The 16,062-nt window shown below is 60.9% G+C and carries 13 protein-coding genes; 9 read left to right on the plus strand and 4 right to left on the minus strand.

The genetic code is table 11. The annotated features are described in order from the left end of the window. Positions 1-7: 7 nt before the first annotated feature. The 5 genes from HMPREF3055_RS04240 to HMPREF3055_RS04260 all read left to right on the plus strand — a co-directional run bounded on the left by HMPREF3055_RS04240 (position 8) and on the right by HMPREF3055_RS04260 (position 7,922). A complete protein-coding gene (locus HMPREF3055_RS04240; RefSeq protein WP_070738180.1) occupies positions 8-2,425 on the plus strand; it encodes an extensin in 2,418 nt (805 codons plus the stop codon). A gap of 236 nt (positions 2,426-2,661) precedes the next feature. After that, entirely contained in the window at positions 2,662-3,789 is a 1,128-nt protein-coding gene (locus HMPREF3055_RS04245) for a histidinol-phosphate transaminase (RefSeq protein WP_060824273.1), read from the plus strand. Between the two features lie 402 nt (positions 3,790-4,191). After that, entirely contained in the window at positions 4,192-5,358 is a 1,167-nt protein-coding gene (locus tag HMPREF3055_RS04250) for a thiamine pyrophosphate-dependent enzyme (protein WP_070738182.1), read from the plus strand. Positions 5,359-5,360: 2 nt separating this feature from the next. Continuing rightward, positions 5,361-6,347 (plus strand): alpha-ketoacid dehydrogenase subunit beta, encoded by a 987-nt coding sequence (locus HMPREF3055_RS04255; protein WP_070677686.1) that lies wholly within the window; start codon positions 5,361-5,363, stop codon positions 6,345-6,347. A 99-nt stretch (positions 6,348-6,446) separates the two neighbouring features. Next, positions 6,447-7,922, plus strand: coding sequence for a dihydrolipoamide acetyltransferase family protein (locus tag HMPREF3055_RS04260; protein ID WP_049353975.1), 1,476 nt, complete (start codon positions 6,447-6,449; stop codon positions 7,920-7,922). A 154-nt stretch (positions 7,923-8,076) separates the two neighbouring features. On the opposite strand, the gene HMPREF3055_RS04265 is transcribed toward HMPREF3055_RS04260, so the two are convergent. From HMPREF3055_RS04265 to HMPREF3055_RS09285, 3 genes are read right to left on the minus strand one after another with little or no spacing between them, the layout of a single operon-like run. Continuing rightward, complete coding sequence (locus tag HMPREF3055_RS04265) at positions 8,077-9,189, minus strand: hypothetical protein (protein ID WP_070738185.1); 1,113 nt, start codon at positions 9,187-9,189, stop codon at positions 8,077-8,079. 33 nt (positions 9,190-9,222) lie between these two features. Beyond that, a complete protein-coding gene (locus HMPREF3055_RS04270; RefSeq protein ID WP_070738189.1) occupies positions 9,223-9,885 on the minus strand; it encodes a sugar O-acetyltransferase in 663 nt (220 codons plus the stop codon). Then, positions 9,885-10,034, minus strand: coding sequence for a hypothetical protein (locus tag HMPREF3055_RS09285; protein ID WP_005504480.1), 150 nt, complete (start codon positions 10,032-10,034; stop codon positions 9,885-9,887). Before HMPREF3055_RS09285 ends, HMPREF3055_RS04270 begins: the two co-directional genes overlap by 1 nt. A gap of 147 nt (positions 10,035-10,181) precedes the next feature. Here HMPREF3055_RS09285 and HMPREF3055_RS04275 point away from each other — a divergent pair, with 147 nt between their 5' ends. The 4 genes from HMPREF3055_RS04275 (at position 10,182) to HMPREF3055_RS04290 (ending at position 15,056) form a co-directional block, all read left to right on the plus strand. Next, positions 10,182-11,948 carry a long-chain-fatty-acid--CoA ligase gene (locus tag HMPREF3055_RS04275; protein ID WP_070738193.1) on the plus strand — a complete coding sequence of 589 codons (1,767 nt, stop codon included), beginning with the start codon at positions 10,182-10,184 and terminating at the stop codon, positions 11,946-11,948. Positions 11,949-12,276: 328 nt separating this feature from the next. Then, on the plus strand, positions 12,277-13,158 hold the full coding sequence (locus HMPREF3055_RS04280; protein WP_070738195.1) for a MetQ/NlpA family ABC transporter substrate-binding protein: 882 nt from the start codon (positions 12,277-12,279) through the stop codon (positions 13,156-13,158). A 146-nt stretch (positions 13,159-13,304) separates the two neighbouring features. Continuing rightward, on the plus strand, positions 13,305-14,360 hold the full coding sequence (locus HMPREF3055_RS04285) for a methionine ABC transporter ATP-binding protein (protein ID WP_005507549.1): 1,056 nt from the start codon (positions 13,305-13,307) through the stop codon (positions 14,358-14,360). After that, positions 14,361-15,056: a methionine ABC transporter permease gene (locus HMPREF3055_RS04290; RefSeq protein ID WP_012902834.1), complete on the plus strand. Its 696-nt coding sequence runs from the start codon at positions 14,361-14,363 to the stop codon at positions 15,054-15,056. It begins immediately after the preceding gene. Between the two features lie 120 nt (positions 15,057-15,176). Here the strand turns inward: HMPREF3055_RS04290 and HMPREF3055_RS04295 are convergent, their stop codons facing one another. Next, on the minus strand, positions 15,177-15,941 hold the full coding sequence (locus HMPREF3055_RS04295) for an HAD family hydrolase (protein ID WP_070738198.1): 765 nt from the start codon (positions 15,939-15,941) through the stop codon (positions 15,177-15,179). Positions 15,942-16,062 lie beyond the last annotated feature (121 nt).

The following is a 16,062-nucleotide window of genomic DNA, read 5'->3' on the forward strand; positions in this document are numbered from 1 at the left end:
AGACACCATGATTACCGGACCCACCGTTGCGCCCATCGGTGACCTCAGCAACTCCGCAGGGCCCACCGCAGGCACCATCAGCGTTGAGCTTGAAGAAATGCCCGCCATCGCCGACGGCCTCGACACCGTCAGCCGCACCTGCGCCGACCGCACCATGCCCATTCTCGGCATCGCCACCGAGACTCGGCTCTTCCTCGGCATCAACGGACGCGCCCAGCAGGCATCTGGCCTCTGCGCCGGCCTCGCTACAGACCTCGGCGGAAGCGCGCTAAAGTTCGGTGCCACCGCAGCAGCCGTCCGCGCCGCCCACAGCTCCTACCTGCAGACCGAAAATATTGTCGCAGGCTGGTTCGAGTCCATGGGCATCGCCAAGGACGGCAAGCTGCCCGACGGACGCAGCGCCCGAGACCACTTCCGCGGCCTCATCGCTGGAGAACCCGGCGAAGCTAACTACCTCTTGAAGCTCATCATCCCTGAGCTTGGGTACTTCTCGGCATCTCGGACGCTGCCGTATTCACCCCTTGTAGCGGGTATTCTCTTCGGCTTCACCGCCTACATGGATGCCACGTGGAACCCCGAAATTGCGCGCTCGCGAGCATTTGACCGCCTTGCAAGCATGTTTGGCATTCCGCGCGGGCTCGTTCGAAAGGCGCTGGGAGGTGGCCTATTCAGTATCGTCAAATCTGGATTCGATACTTATCTTGGCACTAAGGCTCATAATATTCGGACCGCTTCTGCTGACGAATACGGTATTACTACGCATCGTGGCGAGAAAAGCCAGCTTTCTGTGGGCGCCAGCTCAGAACGTCTTCTTGCGGCTGCTAAGGCACAGGATCAGGAATTTGAGCGTTCCCGACAGAACCCCTCGACCGCTGAACGCAGTGCCGTACTCGTCACCGTCATGTACGAAGCAGGACACGAAGGTGACCCCGCCCATGCTCTATACGTCGTGAGTATTCCGGGTACTAACTTTGATTCCTGGGGCGGATCTATCATAGATATCGTTGGTATCGGACGCGAAGCATTGGGCAAAGATACTCTGAAGAACCCCGCCTATCAGATGGTTTTGCAGGCCCTGCGTGATGCCGGAGCACCTCAGGGTGCTCGTGTGTACCTGGAGGGTTTCAGCCAGGGAGGCATGATTGCCCACAACATGGCGAATAGTACTGAAGTCGCCAAAGAAATCAACATTGTGGGCGTCTACGCCCAAGCCGCCCCGCTACCAGGTCTACCTGCTAAACGTCGTGACTTTGGAGTGGACTACGTGGAAGGAGACGGAGACCCAGTTCCTGACTCAGCAGTGAACCCTTTTACCCAAATTTTCGGGGGAACGTGGCAGCCTGATGAACGCGATACGGTAATCACCGTCAATAACCCTGAACATCATGGTGAAAATTACGACGAAGCCCTACAGCGTGAAGGGCATAGTAGCAAGGTGCCTGGCGGCATGCGCACCGCAATAGACGGTAAAGAATATGTGCTGGGGGAACAGAAGGTAACCTCAGCCTCAAGCCTGCCGGACGGTCTGCCTCCTGCTGTACGAAGCAGCATAACAGCCGGACGTATCGGAATCTACGGTCGCGCTGCCTGGGATTCAGGAACCAGGCCTGGTGTCTTGGGTATAGCTGAGCTGGCTGATAAGAAGACAGGCGGGCGTCTGGGGCAAGCAAAGCGTGGTATCGAAGACACCGTCTCCGACGTCCAGCAGGGCATGGAGATTGCCAAGCAGAAGGCTGAGGGTCTCCAGCGAGAAGCTGGAGAAGCCGCCTGGGCGGTTGCTAAGCAAATCCCTGCGGTCATCGAGGGCGTCCAAAAGACCATCCCTCACCCCGAGCCGACTCCACAGGAATCTCAGAACCCGCAACCTGCCTGGCCGGAAACCCCTGCACCGCAGATGCCTAAGGTGCCCCTCCTGCAGGGATACAACCCGCAGCATCTGCCGCCCGCCATCAATATGCCGGGCGACCTGAGCCGCCCCGAGCCTGCCCCCATCAAGATGCCCGGGGACCTGAGTCGTCGGGAGCCGGCGCCCATCAAGATGCCCGCTCGAATCGAGGCAGAGGGGCAGCTACCCCCTGCAGGTCTGATTCCGCCGGACATTCTGCCCAAACCTGCAGATCTGCATACGCACATCGAAAAGGCTGTTACTCAGCCAATCATCGATCAGTTGCAGCTCCCTAGTGTGGGTTCTGTGCTCAAGAATCCTCCAATCTTCGGATCTGGACAGGGCGGAGACTACGACGGCGGTGAGTCGCTCATCCCCGCCCTGCCGGACCTGAAGCCCGCGCCCATGCTCCCGCCCAAGAGCATTGACCCTGGATTCCTCGCACCGACTCCGCCCGAGAACATCGACCCCGGGTTCCGTGCACCAGGCCCTCCCGAGGACCTGACTCCCCTCGAGGAGCGTGAACCCCTGATGGTCTAAAAGCCCAATCTCAACGGCTCGGTGGAGGGCGGAGGGGACGAGTAGAGTAGAGAAGAGAAAAGGAGGGGCACCGCTGGGAACAACCCCGGCGGCGCCCCTCCATCTATGCGTACAGTGCTTTACGTACAGCGCCCGCGGCTAGTCCCTGCTGCCTGCACAGCTATAGCTTGCTCGCAACCTGCTCTATAGGTGAGAAGCGTTAGCCTCCGAGCCGCCCGCAGGCACATACTGGAACCATGAGCCAGTCAGCTGAACACGCCAACATCCCGGTCCGCCCCGTCTTTAGCACCCTGCCCAGCTACGCGGCAGGCAAGCCGCCCGCGCCCGTTGAAGGCCTCACCCAGTACAAGCTCTCCTCGAACGAGAACCCGCTGGGTCCTGTACCCGAGGTTGCGCGCGTCCTCGCAGAATTTGCGACCGCGCACCGCTACCCCGACCCGCTCTCCACCGCCCTGCGCCACAAGCTCTCCGCACGGCTCGGCGTGGACGCTGACGACATCGTCACCGGTGCCGGAAGCCTCGGCGCGCTCAACCAAATCCTCAAAACCTTCGCCGGCGTAAACGCCGACGGCGTGCAGGACGAAGTCATCTACGCCTGGCGCTCCTTCGAGGCATACCCGATCCTCGTCGGCATTATGGGTGCTCGTAGCGTGCAGGTGCCGAACCTGCCCGACGGCGCACACGACCTGGACGCCATGGCGACAGCTATTACCGACCGCACCCGCCTGATCCTGGTCTGCACCCCCAACAACCCGACCGGCCCCGCCGTCACCGAAAGCCAAATCCGTGCGTTCCTGGAGAAGGTGCCCGCCCACATCCCCGTGGTCATTGATGAGGCGTACTTCGAGTTCTGCGCCGCCTCCACCGTGCCGAAGGGTGAAGAAGCCCCGCTGAACGGCATGGACATCTACCGTGACTACGAGAACGTCATCATTCTGCGCACCTTCTCCAAGGCGCAGGGCCTGGCGGGTCTGCGCGTGGGCTACTCGGTTTCGCACCCGCAGATTACGCAGCACCTGCGCGTGGCGGCAACCCCGTTCGCCGTGACGGCGCTGGCTGAGGCGGCGGCTATCGCCTCCATCGAGCATGAGGATGCGGTGATGGAGCGCGTGAGCCACCTGGTCGCTGAGCGTGAGCGCGTGACCGCTCGACTGCGCGAGCTGGGCTACGATTTCCCGAGCACTTACGCGAACTTCGTGTGGCTGCCCCTGGGGGAGCGCACGGGTGAGTTTGTGCAGCTGATGTCTGAGCATGCCCTGTCGGTGCGTGCGTTCGGCGCCGAGGGTGTTCGCGTGAGCATTGGCGAGGTGGAGGCGAATGACCGTTTCCTCTCGCTCTGTGAGGTCTTCGCGAAGGGGCTCTAGAGCGTCTTGTGAAGGGGTGGGGGTACCAGCTCGACCCTAATTGAACAATGTACTATTTTCCCTTGTCGAGGTTTGTTTGGGCTTTTCAAATGGTTCTCGCGCGGAAAAAATGATGACCCGAAAAAGCTCTCAATAGTTAAATTAAACCTCCCATATATTCTCAAAAAAGAATATATGGGAGGTTTAATTTAATGATGTTCAAATAGTGAATGACAGGGCATAATACACTGCGTTATCAGCGTAACTGCCGCGAGATAAAGCCGAAAAGAGTAGACTGGTAACTATATATGCCCAGACCCTCACAGGCTTGCCGGAACACCTCAAACCCTGCACCATCAGGTGAAAGTTGAGACTAAAACCCAAGCCGCTGAGGGCCAAGCCCTCGTCACGTGTGGAGGTTAGATGCACGAGAACGACAAGTACCCCGGAGTGCCCGAACGCATCCAGCTCATGGATGAAAACGGCACCGTACACGAACACCCCACCTACAGCCGGTACATCGAAGACGTCAACGCAGACACCCTGCGCGAGGCATACCGCCTCATGTACACCACCCGCCGATTCGACGACGAGGCAACTGCCCTGCAGCGCCAGGGTCAGCTCGCCCTCTGGGTGCCCAGTCGAGGCCAGGAAGCCGCACAGGTTGGCTCCGCACTCGCCTACGCACCCAACGACTACATCTTCCCCTCCTACCGTGAGCACGCCGTCGCTCTGGCGCGTGGCGTGGACTTCCGCGACCTGATCACCATCTTCCGCGGTTCCACCACCCACGGCTGGGACATGAAGGCGCACAACTTCCACACCTACACCAAGGTGCTTGCCGCCCAGACCGTGCACGCCGTCGGCTACGCCATGGGTCTGAACTTCGACGCCGACATCGAGGCTGAAACCGGCATCCGCCGCACCGGTCAGGGCCAGGCAACCGACCCCGCCGAGGATACCCAGAAGCCCGCCGTGGCGGTCTACTTCGGTGATGGCTCCTCCACCGAGGGTGACGCACACGAATCCATGGTTTTCGCCGCCTCCTATAACGCGCCGGTGCTTTTCTTCGTGCAGAACAACCGCTGGGCTATCTCCGTGCCCTTCGAGGTGCAGTCCCGCGTGCCGGTATCGACCCGCGCCGCAGGCTATGGCTTCGAGGGTATTCGCGTGGACGGCAACGACGTTCTCGCCGTACTGGCAGCAACCCGCTACGCCATGGAGAAGATCCGTACCGGTGAAGGCCCCGTGCTGATTGAAGCTGAGACCTACCGCCTCGGCCCGCACACCACCGCGGATGACCCCACCAAGTACCGCACCGATGCCGACCTGGAAGGTCCCCTGCGCCGCGACCCGATGATCCGCCTTGAGAAGCACCTGCGCGAGCAGGGCTACGCCGATGATGCCTTCTTCGAAGAGGTTGCAGAATCTGCACAGCAGGTCGCGAACGGCGTGCGTGAGGCAGTGCTGAACTCTGAGGTTGCCGACTTTGAGCGTTTCTTCGACCGCGTCTACGTGCAGGAGCATCAGCAGGTGGAAGACGACCGCGAGTTCTACCGTAACTACGTTGCAGGCTTTGAGGAGGAGTAAGCATGAGCGAGAAAATTGAACGTTTGACCCTCGCTAAGGCGATTACCCGTGGCCTGGAAGACGCCATGGAAGCCGACCGCACCGTCGTCATGCTCGGTGAGGATATTGGCAAGCTCGGCGGTGTGTACCGTGTGACCGAGGGCCTGCAGGCGCGCTTCGGCAACCGCCGCGTCATGGATGCGCCCCTGGGCGAGTCCGGCATTATCGGCACCTCGATCGGTATGGCGCTGCGTGGCTACCGCCCCGTGCCGGAGATTCAGTTCGACGGCTTCGTGTTCCCCGCCTACAACCAGATCACGAGCCAGCTGGCGAAGATCCACAACCGCACCGATAAGCAGTACACGGTGCCGGTGACTATCCGCATTCCGTACGGTGGCGTGATTGGTTCGGTGGAGCACCACTCCGAGTCCCCGGAGGCGCTGTTCGCCCACACTGCGGGTCTGCGTATTGTGACCCCTTCGACCCCGCACGAGGCGTACTGGATGACCCGCAAGGCGATTGAGTGCCCCGACCCGGTCATTATTTTTGAGCCGAAGCGCCGCTACTGGCTCAAGGGTGAAGTGGACTTTAGCGACACTTCCTTTGATCCGTTTAGCGCCCAGGTGGTGCGTGAGGGTACGGACGCGACCATCGTTGCGTACGGTCCGCTGGTGCCGGTTGCTCTGGCTGCTGCGGAGGCTGCCGTGGAGGATGGCCGCTCGATTGAGGTCATTGACCTGCGCTCGATTTCGCCGCTGGACGTGCCGACCGTTGCTGCTTCGGTGGCGAAGACTGGCCGCCTGATTGTCGCGCACGAGGCGCCGACCTTTGGTGGTATGGGTGGTGAGTTGGCTGCGGCGATTACGGAGCGTTGCTTCTACAGCCTGCAGGCGCCGGTGATTCGTGTGGGCGGCTACTACATGCCGTACCCGATTTCCCGCGTTGAGGAAGAGTACGTGCCCGATATTGACCGTATTCTTGAGGCGGTTGACCGCGCTTTTGACTACTAGGCATTCCCTGATCTGACGTATCAGCGTGTTGCGCTATGGCGGGTTGCAAGCCCGCACAGAATATTCCGTATAGGGTATATGCCCTAGTGAGAGGTAAAAATGTCCCAGATTTTCCCGCTCCCTGACGTGGGTGAAGGCCTGACCGAAGCAGAAATCCTCAGCTGGAAGGTTGCCGTCGGCACCGAGGTCGCCATCAACGACGTCCTCGTTGAAATTGAAACCGCGAAGAGCGTCGTAGAACTTCCCTCGCCCTTCGCTGGCACCGTCGAGGCGCTGCTCGTTGCCGAAGGCGAAACCGTTGAGGTGGGCACCCCAATCATCAGTATCTCCGGCGGCGACAACGCACCCGCAACCCCGGCGGCACCCGCCGCGGCAGAGGCTGAGTCCGGCACCGCACTGGTCGGCTCCGGCCCCAAGGCGGACGCTGTGAAGCGCCGCGCCCGCAAGCGCCCCGCCTCCGCATCCCAGCCCGCACAGGCTGCTACGGCACCGGTCGCACCGACTGTTCAGGCGCCCGTGGCGCACACCCCCGCCGACTCGGTGAACCGCAACCAGGGCCTGCTGAGCGAGCTGGCTGAGCGCGCCTCCCGCTTTGTGGAGAACACCCCGCTGAACTCGGTGGTGCAGCGTCTGGCGCCCGAGCCCGCAGCGGCTCCCGCACCGACTTTGGCTCCCGAGCAGGTTCCGCACCGCCCGACCCTCGCGCCGCCTCCGGTGCGTCTTGCCGCAAAGGAGCTGGGTGTTGACCTGGCGAACGTGACCGCTACCGGTGCGCGCGGCCAGGTGACCAAGCAGGACCTCATGAACTATGTGGCGCACCTGAGCGATGTGCAGCATAGCGGCGCCCGCCAGCCGTTCTGGCAGCCCGCAGCCACCCCCGGTGACCGCATTGAGCGCATCCCTGTGCGTGGCGTGCGTAAGGCTACCGCGAAGGCTATGGTTGCTTCGGCGTTTAGCGCCCCGCACGTGTCCATCTTCGTGGATGTTGATGCCTCCCGCACCATGGAGTTCGTGAAGCGCTTGAAGAAGTCCCGCCACTTTGAGGGCGTGAAGGTCACCCCGCTGCTGGTGCTTGCCGCCGCGGTCATTTGGGCTGCTGAGCGTAACCCGCAGGTCAACGCGACCTGGACCGATAGCGAAATCCAGATTAAGCACTTCATGAACCTGGGTATTGCTGCGGCGACCCCGCGCGGCCTGATGGTTCCGAACATTAAGGATGCTCAGGAGCTGTCCCTGCGTGAGCTGGCTATTGCGCTGAACAACCTGACCACTCGCGCCCGTGAGGGTAAGACTCAGCCCGCTGAGATGGCGAACGGTACCCTGACCATTACGAACATCGGTTCGCTGGGTATTGATACGGGTACCCCGATTATTAACCCCGGTGAGGTGGCGATTGTTGCCTTCGGTACGATCAAGCAGAAGCCGTGGGTGGTTGATGGTGAGGTTATTCCTCGCTGGGTGACGACCCTGGGTGGCTCCTTCGATCACCGTGTGGTGGATGGCGACCTGTCGGCTCGTTTCATGGCTGATGTGGCCGCGATTCTTGAGGAGCCTGCACTGCTGCTGGACCACTAGGCGGCACATTTTGGCTAGTCAGCGCCGTATTGCTGGGTAGCTGAGGCTGTTTAGGATACAGATATTTAGATACAGAAAACCTCCGGTACCTTACGCAAGGTACCGGAGGTTTTCTGTATTCTCTAACGCCGAGTTGCGCGCTTAGAAACCTAAGTTAGGCGTCCTCGCGTGCCACCTGATCGTTCGGATACTTGTCCACGCGGCGGTGGTACAGGCGTCCGCACAGGCCGCCGAGGATAGCGCCGAGGAAGCTCAACGCCAGAACCAGCAGAACCGCCAGCAGACCGTTCGCGAAGTCGCCCGCAATGAGCTTCTGCAGGGACAGGGACGCAACACCGTTCTGGAACAGCTGAGGCGCCAGGAAGGTCGCCAGGGATCCGAGGATGAGCGCCATAATCTGCCAGAGCCACACGGCAATGCCCTGCTTTGCGCCGGCGAATCGTGCCATACGACCCGCTGCGTAGCCGCCCACCAGGTAGGCAAAGAAGATGAGCACGCTCAGCGCGACCGCTACCGGTACGGCGTTCGACGCACCGCTAAAGAGGCGGGAGACTACCGAGGCGTACTCGATGGACTCGGTCTGACCGGTCAGGGTCAGCCACGACTGGATAGCCCACAGGCCACCGTCCATGAGGGAGATGGTAATCAGCCAGCCGAGCAGACCGGGTAGCAGGTGCATGCGGGAGTAGCGGCTCTTCTGCATGGACAGCGCGGTTGCGGCGGTGAGGATGGGTTCCGAACCAGCGGCATCACCTGCGGGGGTGGGGATGACGAAGTGGTCATCTGCCGCGGGGTCAGCCTGCGGGGCGCCGGGTGCCGCATGGGCGTTACCGGGTGCGGGCACCTCGTAGCTTGCCGCTGCGGTCGGTGCGGTAGCGGGGGCCGCAGAAGCATTACCGCGTACGTTGTCCGGGCTGGGGGCCGCAGGCTTGTCGAGCCAGCTGAGGTTGTCATCTCCGGGTTCGCCGAAGTTAGCGCCGGACTCTGCGCCTTGAGAAGTGGCGCCGGGGGAGAGGACCGGTTGGGTTGCGGTAGCCGCTTCGGTGAGGGGGCGGGTCGCATCCTGCGAGGATTGTGCAGAGGACTGCGCGGAAGAGGCCTCCTCGCGCGCCTTTTCGTGGGCGCGACGTGCCGCGTTCAGCTCCTCATCGGTTAGGACCACGGTGGGGTCGTCGGAGGAGAAAGCCGCCTCCCACAGGTCGCTCTCGGTGGGGGTGGACGCCGCGGCGGCCGGGCGCTGCTGCGGGGTGTTGTTCTGTGCGTTCATTAAATCCTTTGAATTCTAATCCTGGGTGCTGATTTAGCGGTTGCGGTCAGCGTAGAAGGCGCGTGCTTCTTCCAGGGCTTCTGCGGAGTAGGTGTGCGGGTATGCCGGGCGTTCGTTTTCGTCCAGGGTGCGGATGACGCGGCCGGGGTTGCCGACGACCAGGGAGTTTTCGGGAACATCCTCGGTGACGACGGTGCCCGCGCCAATCACGGAGTTCTTGCCGACGGTCACGCCGCCCAGGATGATAGCGCCGCCGCCAATCCAGACGTTGTCCTCAACGGTGATGGGTTCGCCGCCCTCCCAGTACGCGGCGCGGTCAACGGGGTTGAGCGGGTGGGTGGGGGTGAGGAACTGCACGTTGTTGCCGACGAGCACGGTGGAGCCGATGCGGATCGGGCAGACGTCCAGGAATACGCAGTCGAAGTTGAAGAAGGAGCCGTCACCAATGTAGGTGTTTACGCCGTAGTCGAAGCGTGCGCCGGGACGGATGTGGGAGTGTTCGCCCAGGTGGCCGAGGTGTTCACGGTAGACGTGCATTGCCTGGGCCTGCTCGCCGCGTGCGTAGTGTTCTTCGGCGAGGACGGTTGCAGCGTGGATGCGCTTAGTCTGCGCGGCGCATTCGGCGTCGGGCATGTAGGCGGCGCCGGAGATCATGCGGTTAAAGATGTCGCCGTTGGGGCGCTGCGGGGTGTGCATTAGTGGGCTCCTCCCAGAAGGTAAGCAAGTGCGATGATGGCCATTCCGAACAGGATGACGACTCCTCCGGCGATAGCGAATCGTTTGGAAATTTCGCGGAGGAGCTTCTTGAACTGTTCGTCAGTGATGTCTTGCTGTCGTTTACTCATGCTTTAAGTATCCCAGAGTTGCGGGGTTCTGCCTTAGTGTTTCGGTGTTTATTGCGGTATCTGGGGTGGGTGTACCGTGTGATTTTCAGCGTGGGAAGAAGCGCTACTGAGTTGAAGCGTGAGGGTGTGGGAAGGCACAATCAATGCATGACTGAGGCTCAGAAGAACACGAACCTGCAGGATGCGGCGGCACCTGCATCCCCCGCTGGCGTATCGGCTGGTGCGCATCCGTTGGCGCATCGTCCCTGGTTGAAGAATTATTCTTCGTGGACTGCCCGCGATATTGAGCTGCCCGAAACCTCGCTGAGCCACCTCATTGACGAGGCGGTCCGCACCGTACCCCACAAGGTGGCGCTGGAGTTCTTTGGCGCGACCACGACTTACGCTGAGTTGGGGGATCAGATTGAGCGTGCTGCGGAGGGCCTGCGCGTGGCGGGTGTGCAGGCGGGTGACCGTGTGGCGCTGATTTTGCCGAACTGCCCTCAGCATATTGCGGCGTTCTACGCGATTTTGCGCCTGGGCGCAATTGTGGTGGAGCATAACCCTCTGTACACGGGCGCTGAGTTGCGCCACATGTTTGAGGATCACGGCGCGAAGGTCGCGATTGTGTGGGATAAGATCGCCTCGCATATTACGGGTCTTCCGGCGGATATCCGCCCGAACCATATTTATTCGGTGAACATGATTTCGGCGATGCCTGCGCTGATGCGTACCGCGCTGAAGCTGCCGTTGAAGAGTGCGCGTGCTTCGCGTGAGAAGCTGACCGGTCCCGCTCCGGGTACGGTGCCGTGGTCGCAGCTGCTCAAGAGTGAGCGTATTGATCCTGCGCATCGCCGCCCGACGGCGCACGATATTGCGCTGCTGCAGTACACCTCTGGCACGACCGGTCTGCCCAAGGGCGTGATGCTCACGCACCGCAACCTGGAGTCTAACGGCCGCATGGGTGAGGCGTGGATTAACCCGGGCGATGACGAGGTGATTTACTCGGTTCTGCCGCTGTTCCACGCGTACGGCATGACCCTGGGCGTGACGATTGCGTCGCTGTGCCGCGCCCGCCTGGTGCTGTTCCCGACCGTGGACATGGACCTGATTCTGAAGGCGATGAAGAAGACTCGCCCGACCATTCTGCCTGCGGTTCCGCCGGTGTACCGCCGCCTCATGGATGAGGCGAAGAAGCGCGGCGTGTCCCTGGAGGGTATCCGTTACGCGGTGTCTGGCGCGATGAACCTGCCGCCTGAGCTGGTTGCCGAGTGGGAGGAAGCCTCCGGCGGTTTCATGGTGGAGGGCTACGGCCTGACCGAGTGTGCGCCGCTGGTCTCCTGCAACCCGCTCAATGACACTCGCCGTGCCGGTTTCATTGGTGTTCCGTTCCCCTCCACCGATATTCGCGTGGTGGACCCGGAAACCGGCGAGGACGTGCCCGAGGGTGAAGAGGGCGAGCTGTGGGTGAAGGGTCCTCAGCGTTTTGCCGGCTACTGGAAGCGTGAAGACGAGACCGCGAAGACCATCACCCCCGATGGTTGGTTGCGTACCGGCGATATTGTGCGCCTGGACGAGGACTACTTCATTCAGATTGTGGACCGCATCAAGGAGGTCATCATCACCGGTGGCTTCAATGTCTCCCCGACGGAGGTTGAGGTCGCCCTCAAGCAGCACGACATGGTCGCGGATGCGGCAGTGGTCGGTATTCCGCTGCCCGCCGGTGGCGAGATGGTCGTTGCCGCCGTGGTTGCCGCCCCGGGACGCGTGGTGCAGGAACACACCCTGCGTGAGCACTGCTACTCGAAGGTGACCCGCTATAAGGTTCCGCGCCGCATCGTGGTGGTGGATGACCTGCCCCGTTCGATGCTGGGTAAGGTTCTGCGCCGTAAGGTGCGTGAGCAGCTGATTGCTTCGGGTGAGTTCGATCAGTAGTACTGGTTGATTCGCCGCCTGCTCGTAATGAGTGGGTTAGATGGACGCCGGCTTGGGTTTTTGTACCCTTGCCGGCGTTTTGTGTGCGCCTGAATACACCGGCAATGACATCGTCAATGACGCTTTGTGACCTGGAAATAATCACTGCATGACGAATTATGACAAAATATGACGACCTTGACGTTCTGTGTCTCATGAATAGCTCTTAACTTCCACACCCGCCCCCGCGCGTGCTGTAATTGTCCCATCATCATTCCCATCGGACGTGCTAATACCAACGTCAGCACCCGGCGGAACGCATCATCATTCAACAGAAAGATTCATAGCCGTGAAGAAGTTTGCTGCTGCACTCGCAGTTGTCCCCATGGTCTTTGGCCTGGCAGCCTGCGGTTCCACCAACTCCTCCTCCTCTTCCTCCAGCTCCAAGAAGGTCACCATCGGTGTGGTTGGCTCTGAGAAGTTCAACAAGACCCTGAAGGAAGAAGCTAAGAAGCAGGGTATCGACATTGAGTACAAGGAGTTCAGCGCTTACACCGAGCCGAACCCCGCACTGGACGCCGGTGACATCGACATGAACCGCTTCCAGCACATCGCGTACCTGTCCAACTACAACGTGAGCGCTAAGAAGGACCTGCAGATTGTCGGCCCGACCGTCATCTACCCGATGGCTCTGTTCTCCAAGAAGCACTCCAAGTTGGCTGACATCCCCCAGGGCGGCGAGATCGTTATCCCGAACGACACCGTGAACGAAGCACGCGCTCTGAAGCTGCTGAAGACCAACGGTCTGGTTACCTTCAAGAACGCTGATGTTGACGCACCCACTATCGACGACGTGGACACCGCTAACTCCAAGGTGAAGGTCACCCCCGTCGATGCAACCCAGACCGTGGTTGGCATGGAGTCCGCTGACGGCGCAGTCGTCAACAACGACTTCCTCAAGGATGCAGGCCTGAAGCCCGCAGACGCCCTGGCTCAGGACGACCCCAAGACCGACCCCTCGGCTGTCAAGTACGTGAACCTCTTCGTTGCTCAGAAGGACAAGGCTGACGACGAGACCTACAAGAAGATTGTTGAAATCTTCCACACCAAGCCCGTCATGGATGTTGTTCAGGAAGAGACCCGCGGCACCGCTGTTGAGGTCAACGTGAGCACCGACGAGCTGCGTCAGTCCCTGGCTAACGAAGAAGCCAAGCTGCGCGCCAAGAAGTAATCTTCTAAATACACGCCTCCTCTAGGCATACGCAAAGGCGGTAAGTCTAAGCACCCGATGCGGGTCACGACAGGCTTACCGTCCTTTGCGTACCGGCGTTAATGCCCTTTAGCGCCCCAACCACGACATACAACGGATACAAACTTATGAGTGAACTGGTACAGAGCTTCGGTGACAGCACCGAGCCCATGGTGGTTCTGGACGGAGTCTCCAAGGTCTTCGGCAACGGCCCCAAGGCAGTAGTTGCTGTGGACAACGTCTCCCTCAGCATTAACCGCGGCGAAATCTTTGCAATCATCGGCTACTCCGGTGCCGGTAAGTCTACCCTGGTCCGCCTCATCAACGGCCTGGAAACCACCACCAGCGGCACCCTGACCGTCGGTGGCTTCCAGATTTCCGGTAAGCGCGACTCTGAACTGCGTGAAGCACGCACCAACATCGGTATGATCTTCCAGCAGTTCAACCTGATGAACTCCCGCACCGTGCTCGGTAACGTCGAGTTCCCGCTGAAGATCGCCGGCTGGTCCAAGAAGGACCGCCGCGAACGCGCCCTGGAAATGCTGGAGTTCGTGGGTCTTGCCGACCGTGCAGGTCATTACCCGAACCAGCTTTCGGGCGGTCAGAAGCAGCGCGTGGGTATTGCTCGTGCGCTTGCAACCAACCCTGCCCTGCTGCTGGCGGATGAGTCCACCAGTGCGCTGGACCCGGAAACCACTCATGAAGTTCTTGCGCTCCTTAAGCGCGTGAACCGTGAACTGGGCGTGACCGTCGTGGTGATTACCCACGAGATGGACGTGGTCTCCAGCATCGCTGACCGTGTGGCCGTCATGGAGTCCGGCCGCGTGGTGGAGCAGGGCAACGTCTACGACGTCTTCTCCAACCCGCAGACCGACGTGGCAAAGCTGTTTGTGGCAACCACCGTCAAGCTCGCCCCCACCGGCAAGGAAGCGGCTGAGCTGCGCGCAAACCACAAGGGTTACCTCATCAACGTTGAAATCGTGGAGGGTAACCAGGAGCTCGGTAAGGTGCTGTCCTACCTGGGCGCCCGTAACGTCCGCTTCAACATTGTGGGCGGCGGTATTGAGACCCTGCAGGGTAAGGCGTACGGTACCCTCACCCTGGAACTCCTTGGCGAAATCACCAGCATTGATGCCGCCGTTGCCGAACTGAAGACCGTTGCCCGCGTGCAGGAGGTGCGCTAAATGTTTGCTACTACTCTTCCGCTGGCTGCGTCTAAGACGGACTGGTCCGAGTTCCTGCCCGAGAAGCTGCTCCCGGCTATCGGCGATACGTTCTACATGGTGTCTATCACCATGCTGTGCGCCGGTCTGGTCGGCCTGATTGTGGGTGCTCTGCTGTACACCACCCGTGAGGGCAACATCTTCCAGAACCGTTTCGTGTACACGATCCTGAACATTCTGGTGAACGTGATTCGCCCGATTCCGTTCATTATTTTGATTGCGGCACTAGGCCCGCTGACGAGCGCCGTGGTGGGTACCCGCCTGGGCGTGAATGCGGCGGTCTTCGCAATGAGCTTCGGTGCTGCATTCGCTATTGCCCGTATCGTGGAGCAGAACATGGTCTCCATTGATCCGGGCGTGATTGAGGCGGCGCGTGCGATGGGCGCTTCAAAGCTGACCATCCTGTTCACCGTGATGATTCCGGAGGCGCTTGGTCCGCTGATTCTCGGTTACACCTTCCTCGTCATTGGCGTGGTGGATATGTCCGCTATGGCCGGTTACGTGGGTGCCGGTGGTCTGGGTAAGATCGCGATTGTGGACGGCTACCAGCGCTTTAACGATGAGATCACCTGGGCTGTTGTGGCGATTATTATCGTCCTGGTTCAGCTGGTTCAGTTCATCGGTAACTTCCTGGCGAAGAAGGTTATGCGCCGATAGGCTCATGCCCCCATGGGCACAGCTGATAAAGCATAGAAGACCCCCGGTCTGCTCTTGAAGAGCGGGCCGGGGGTCTTTCTTGATGCCGCCTGCCAGGTGAGGCGGTGGGGCGGGTGCCTCTTAGTTCTGCGCCGCCTCCGACTGCTGTGCCGCCTCAAGCTTGGCGATCCAGATGCGTGCCGCCTCCCAGAGCTGCGGGTCATTGAACGAATCGAAGCGCCCAAAACCGGCCGGTGCCTTTGCCGGGTCGGTGCCTTCCGGAACGTAAATCATGACCTTCGTACCGGCGTCACGTGCCGCCTGCGCGCCCGCGGGGGAGTCCTCGAACGCCAGCGCCTCGTGACCTTCAAAGCCGAGGCGACGTGCCGCCTCCAGGTACATGTCCGGGGCGGGCTTACCGGCCGGAACGTCGTTGCTGCTGACCCAGGTGCGCACCAGCGGGGCGTAACCGTAGCTTTCCATCTTCAGGGTCAGAATGTTCGCGGTGGAGTTCGACGCCACCGCAACCGGCATGTGCTCGCTCAGGAAGCCAAGGAACTTCTGTGCACCCTCAATCAGGTCCACGCCGGAGCTGATGACCTCGTGCTCGGTGGTGAGCAGGTCCTTCATCACGCGTTCATGGTGCTCGGCGTACTCTGCGGAGGCGGTGTCCGGCTTCTGGCCGTTCTGCGCCTCGTAGGAGAGCAGGGCAAGCTCCTGCGCAACATCGGCTGCCGCCAGGCCGGTGAGGCGGTGCTCGACCTCTTCGGTGAAGGGAACAGACCAGCGTGCGAAAAGCTCACGCTGCACATCGTTCCAGACGGTCTCGGAGTCGAGGAGGATGCCGTCGCAGTCGAAGATTGCGCAGCGGGGGAACCAATCGGAGGGTACTGTGTGTTCAAACATAATGTCAGTCTCTCACAGGGCTTTAGGCTATGGAAGCGGTGGCCCGGTGCGTGAGAAAACATGCGGGGTTGCGCCTCGCCCGCAGAACGGAAAACCACATGAAGAAACCCTCCCGCCGCAT

Source organism: Rothia sp. HMSC061C12 (assembly GCF_001815755.1).
Taxonomy (GTDB): Bacteria; Actinomycetota; Actinomycetes; order Actinomycetales; family Micrococcaceae; genus Rothia; species Rothia mucilaginosa.

Bases quoted from the DNA above. Each gene is read 5' to 3' on its own strand.
- HMPREF3055_RS04240 (WP_070738180.1), top strand. From the start codon at position 8: ATGATTACCGGACCCACCGTTGCGCCCATCGGTGACCTCAGCAACTCC.
- HMPREF3055_RS04245 (WP_060824273.1), top strand. From the start codon at position 2,662: ATGAGCCAGTCAGCTGAACACGCCAACATCCCGGTCCGCCCCGTCTTT.
- HMPREF3055_RS04250 (WP_070738182.1), top strand. From the start codon at position 4,192: ATGCACGAGAACGACAAGTACCCCGGAGTGCCCGAACGCATCCAGCTC.
- HMPREF3055_RS04255 (WP_070677686.1), top strand. From the start codon at position 5,361: ATGAGCGAGAAAATTGAACGTTTGACCCTCGCTAAGGCGATTACCCGT.
- HMPREF3055_RS04260 (WP_049353975.1), top strand. From the start codon at position 6,447: ATGTCCCAGATTTTCCCGCTCCCTGACGTGGGTGAAGGCCTGACCGAA.
- HMPREF3055_RS04265 (WP_070738185.1), bottom strand. From the start codon at position 9,189: ATGAACGCACAGAACAACACCCCGCAGCAGCGCCCGGCCGCCGCGGCG.
- HMPREF3055_RS04270 (WP_070738189.1), bottom strand. From the start codon at position 9,885: ATGCACACCCCGCAGCGCCCCAACGGCGACATCTTTAACCGCATGATC.
- HMPREF3055_RS09285 (WP_005504480.1), bottom strand. From the start codon at position 10,034: ATGAGTAAACGACAGCAAGACATCACTGACGAACAGTTCAAGAAGCTC.
- HMPREF3055_RS04275 (WP_070738193.1), top strand. From the start codon at position 10,182: ATGACTGAGGCTCAGAAGAACACGAACCTGCAGGATGCGGCGGCACCT.
- HMPREF3055_RS04285 (WP_005507549.1), top strand. From the start codon at position 13,305: ATGAGTGAACTGGTACAGAGCTTCGGTGACAGCACCGAGCCCATGGTG.
- HMPREF3055_RS04290 (WP_012902834.1), top strand. From the start codon at position 14,361: ATGTTTGCTACTACTCTTCCGCTGGCTGCGTCTAAGACGGACTGGTCC.
- HMPREF3055_RS04295 (WP_070738198.1), bottom strand. From the start codon at position 15,941: ATGTTTGAACACACAGTACCCTCCGATTGGTTCCCCCGCTGCGCAATC.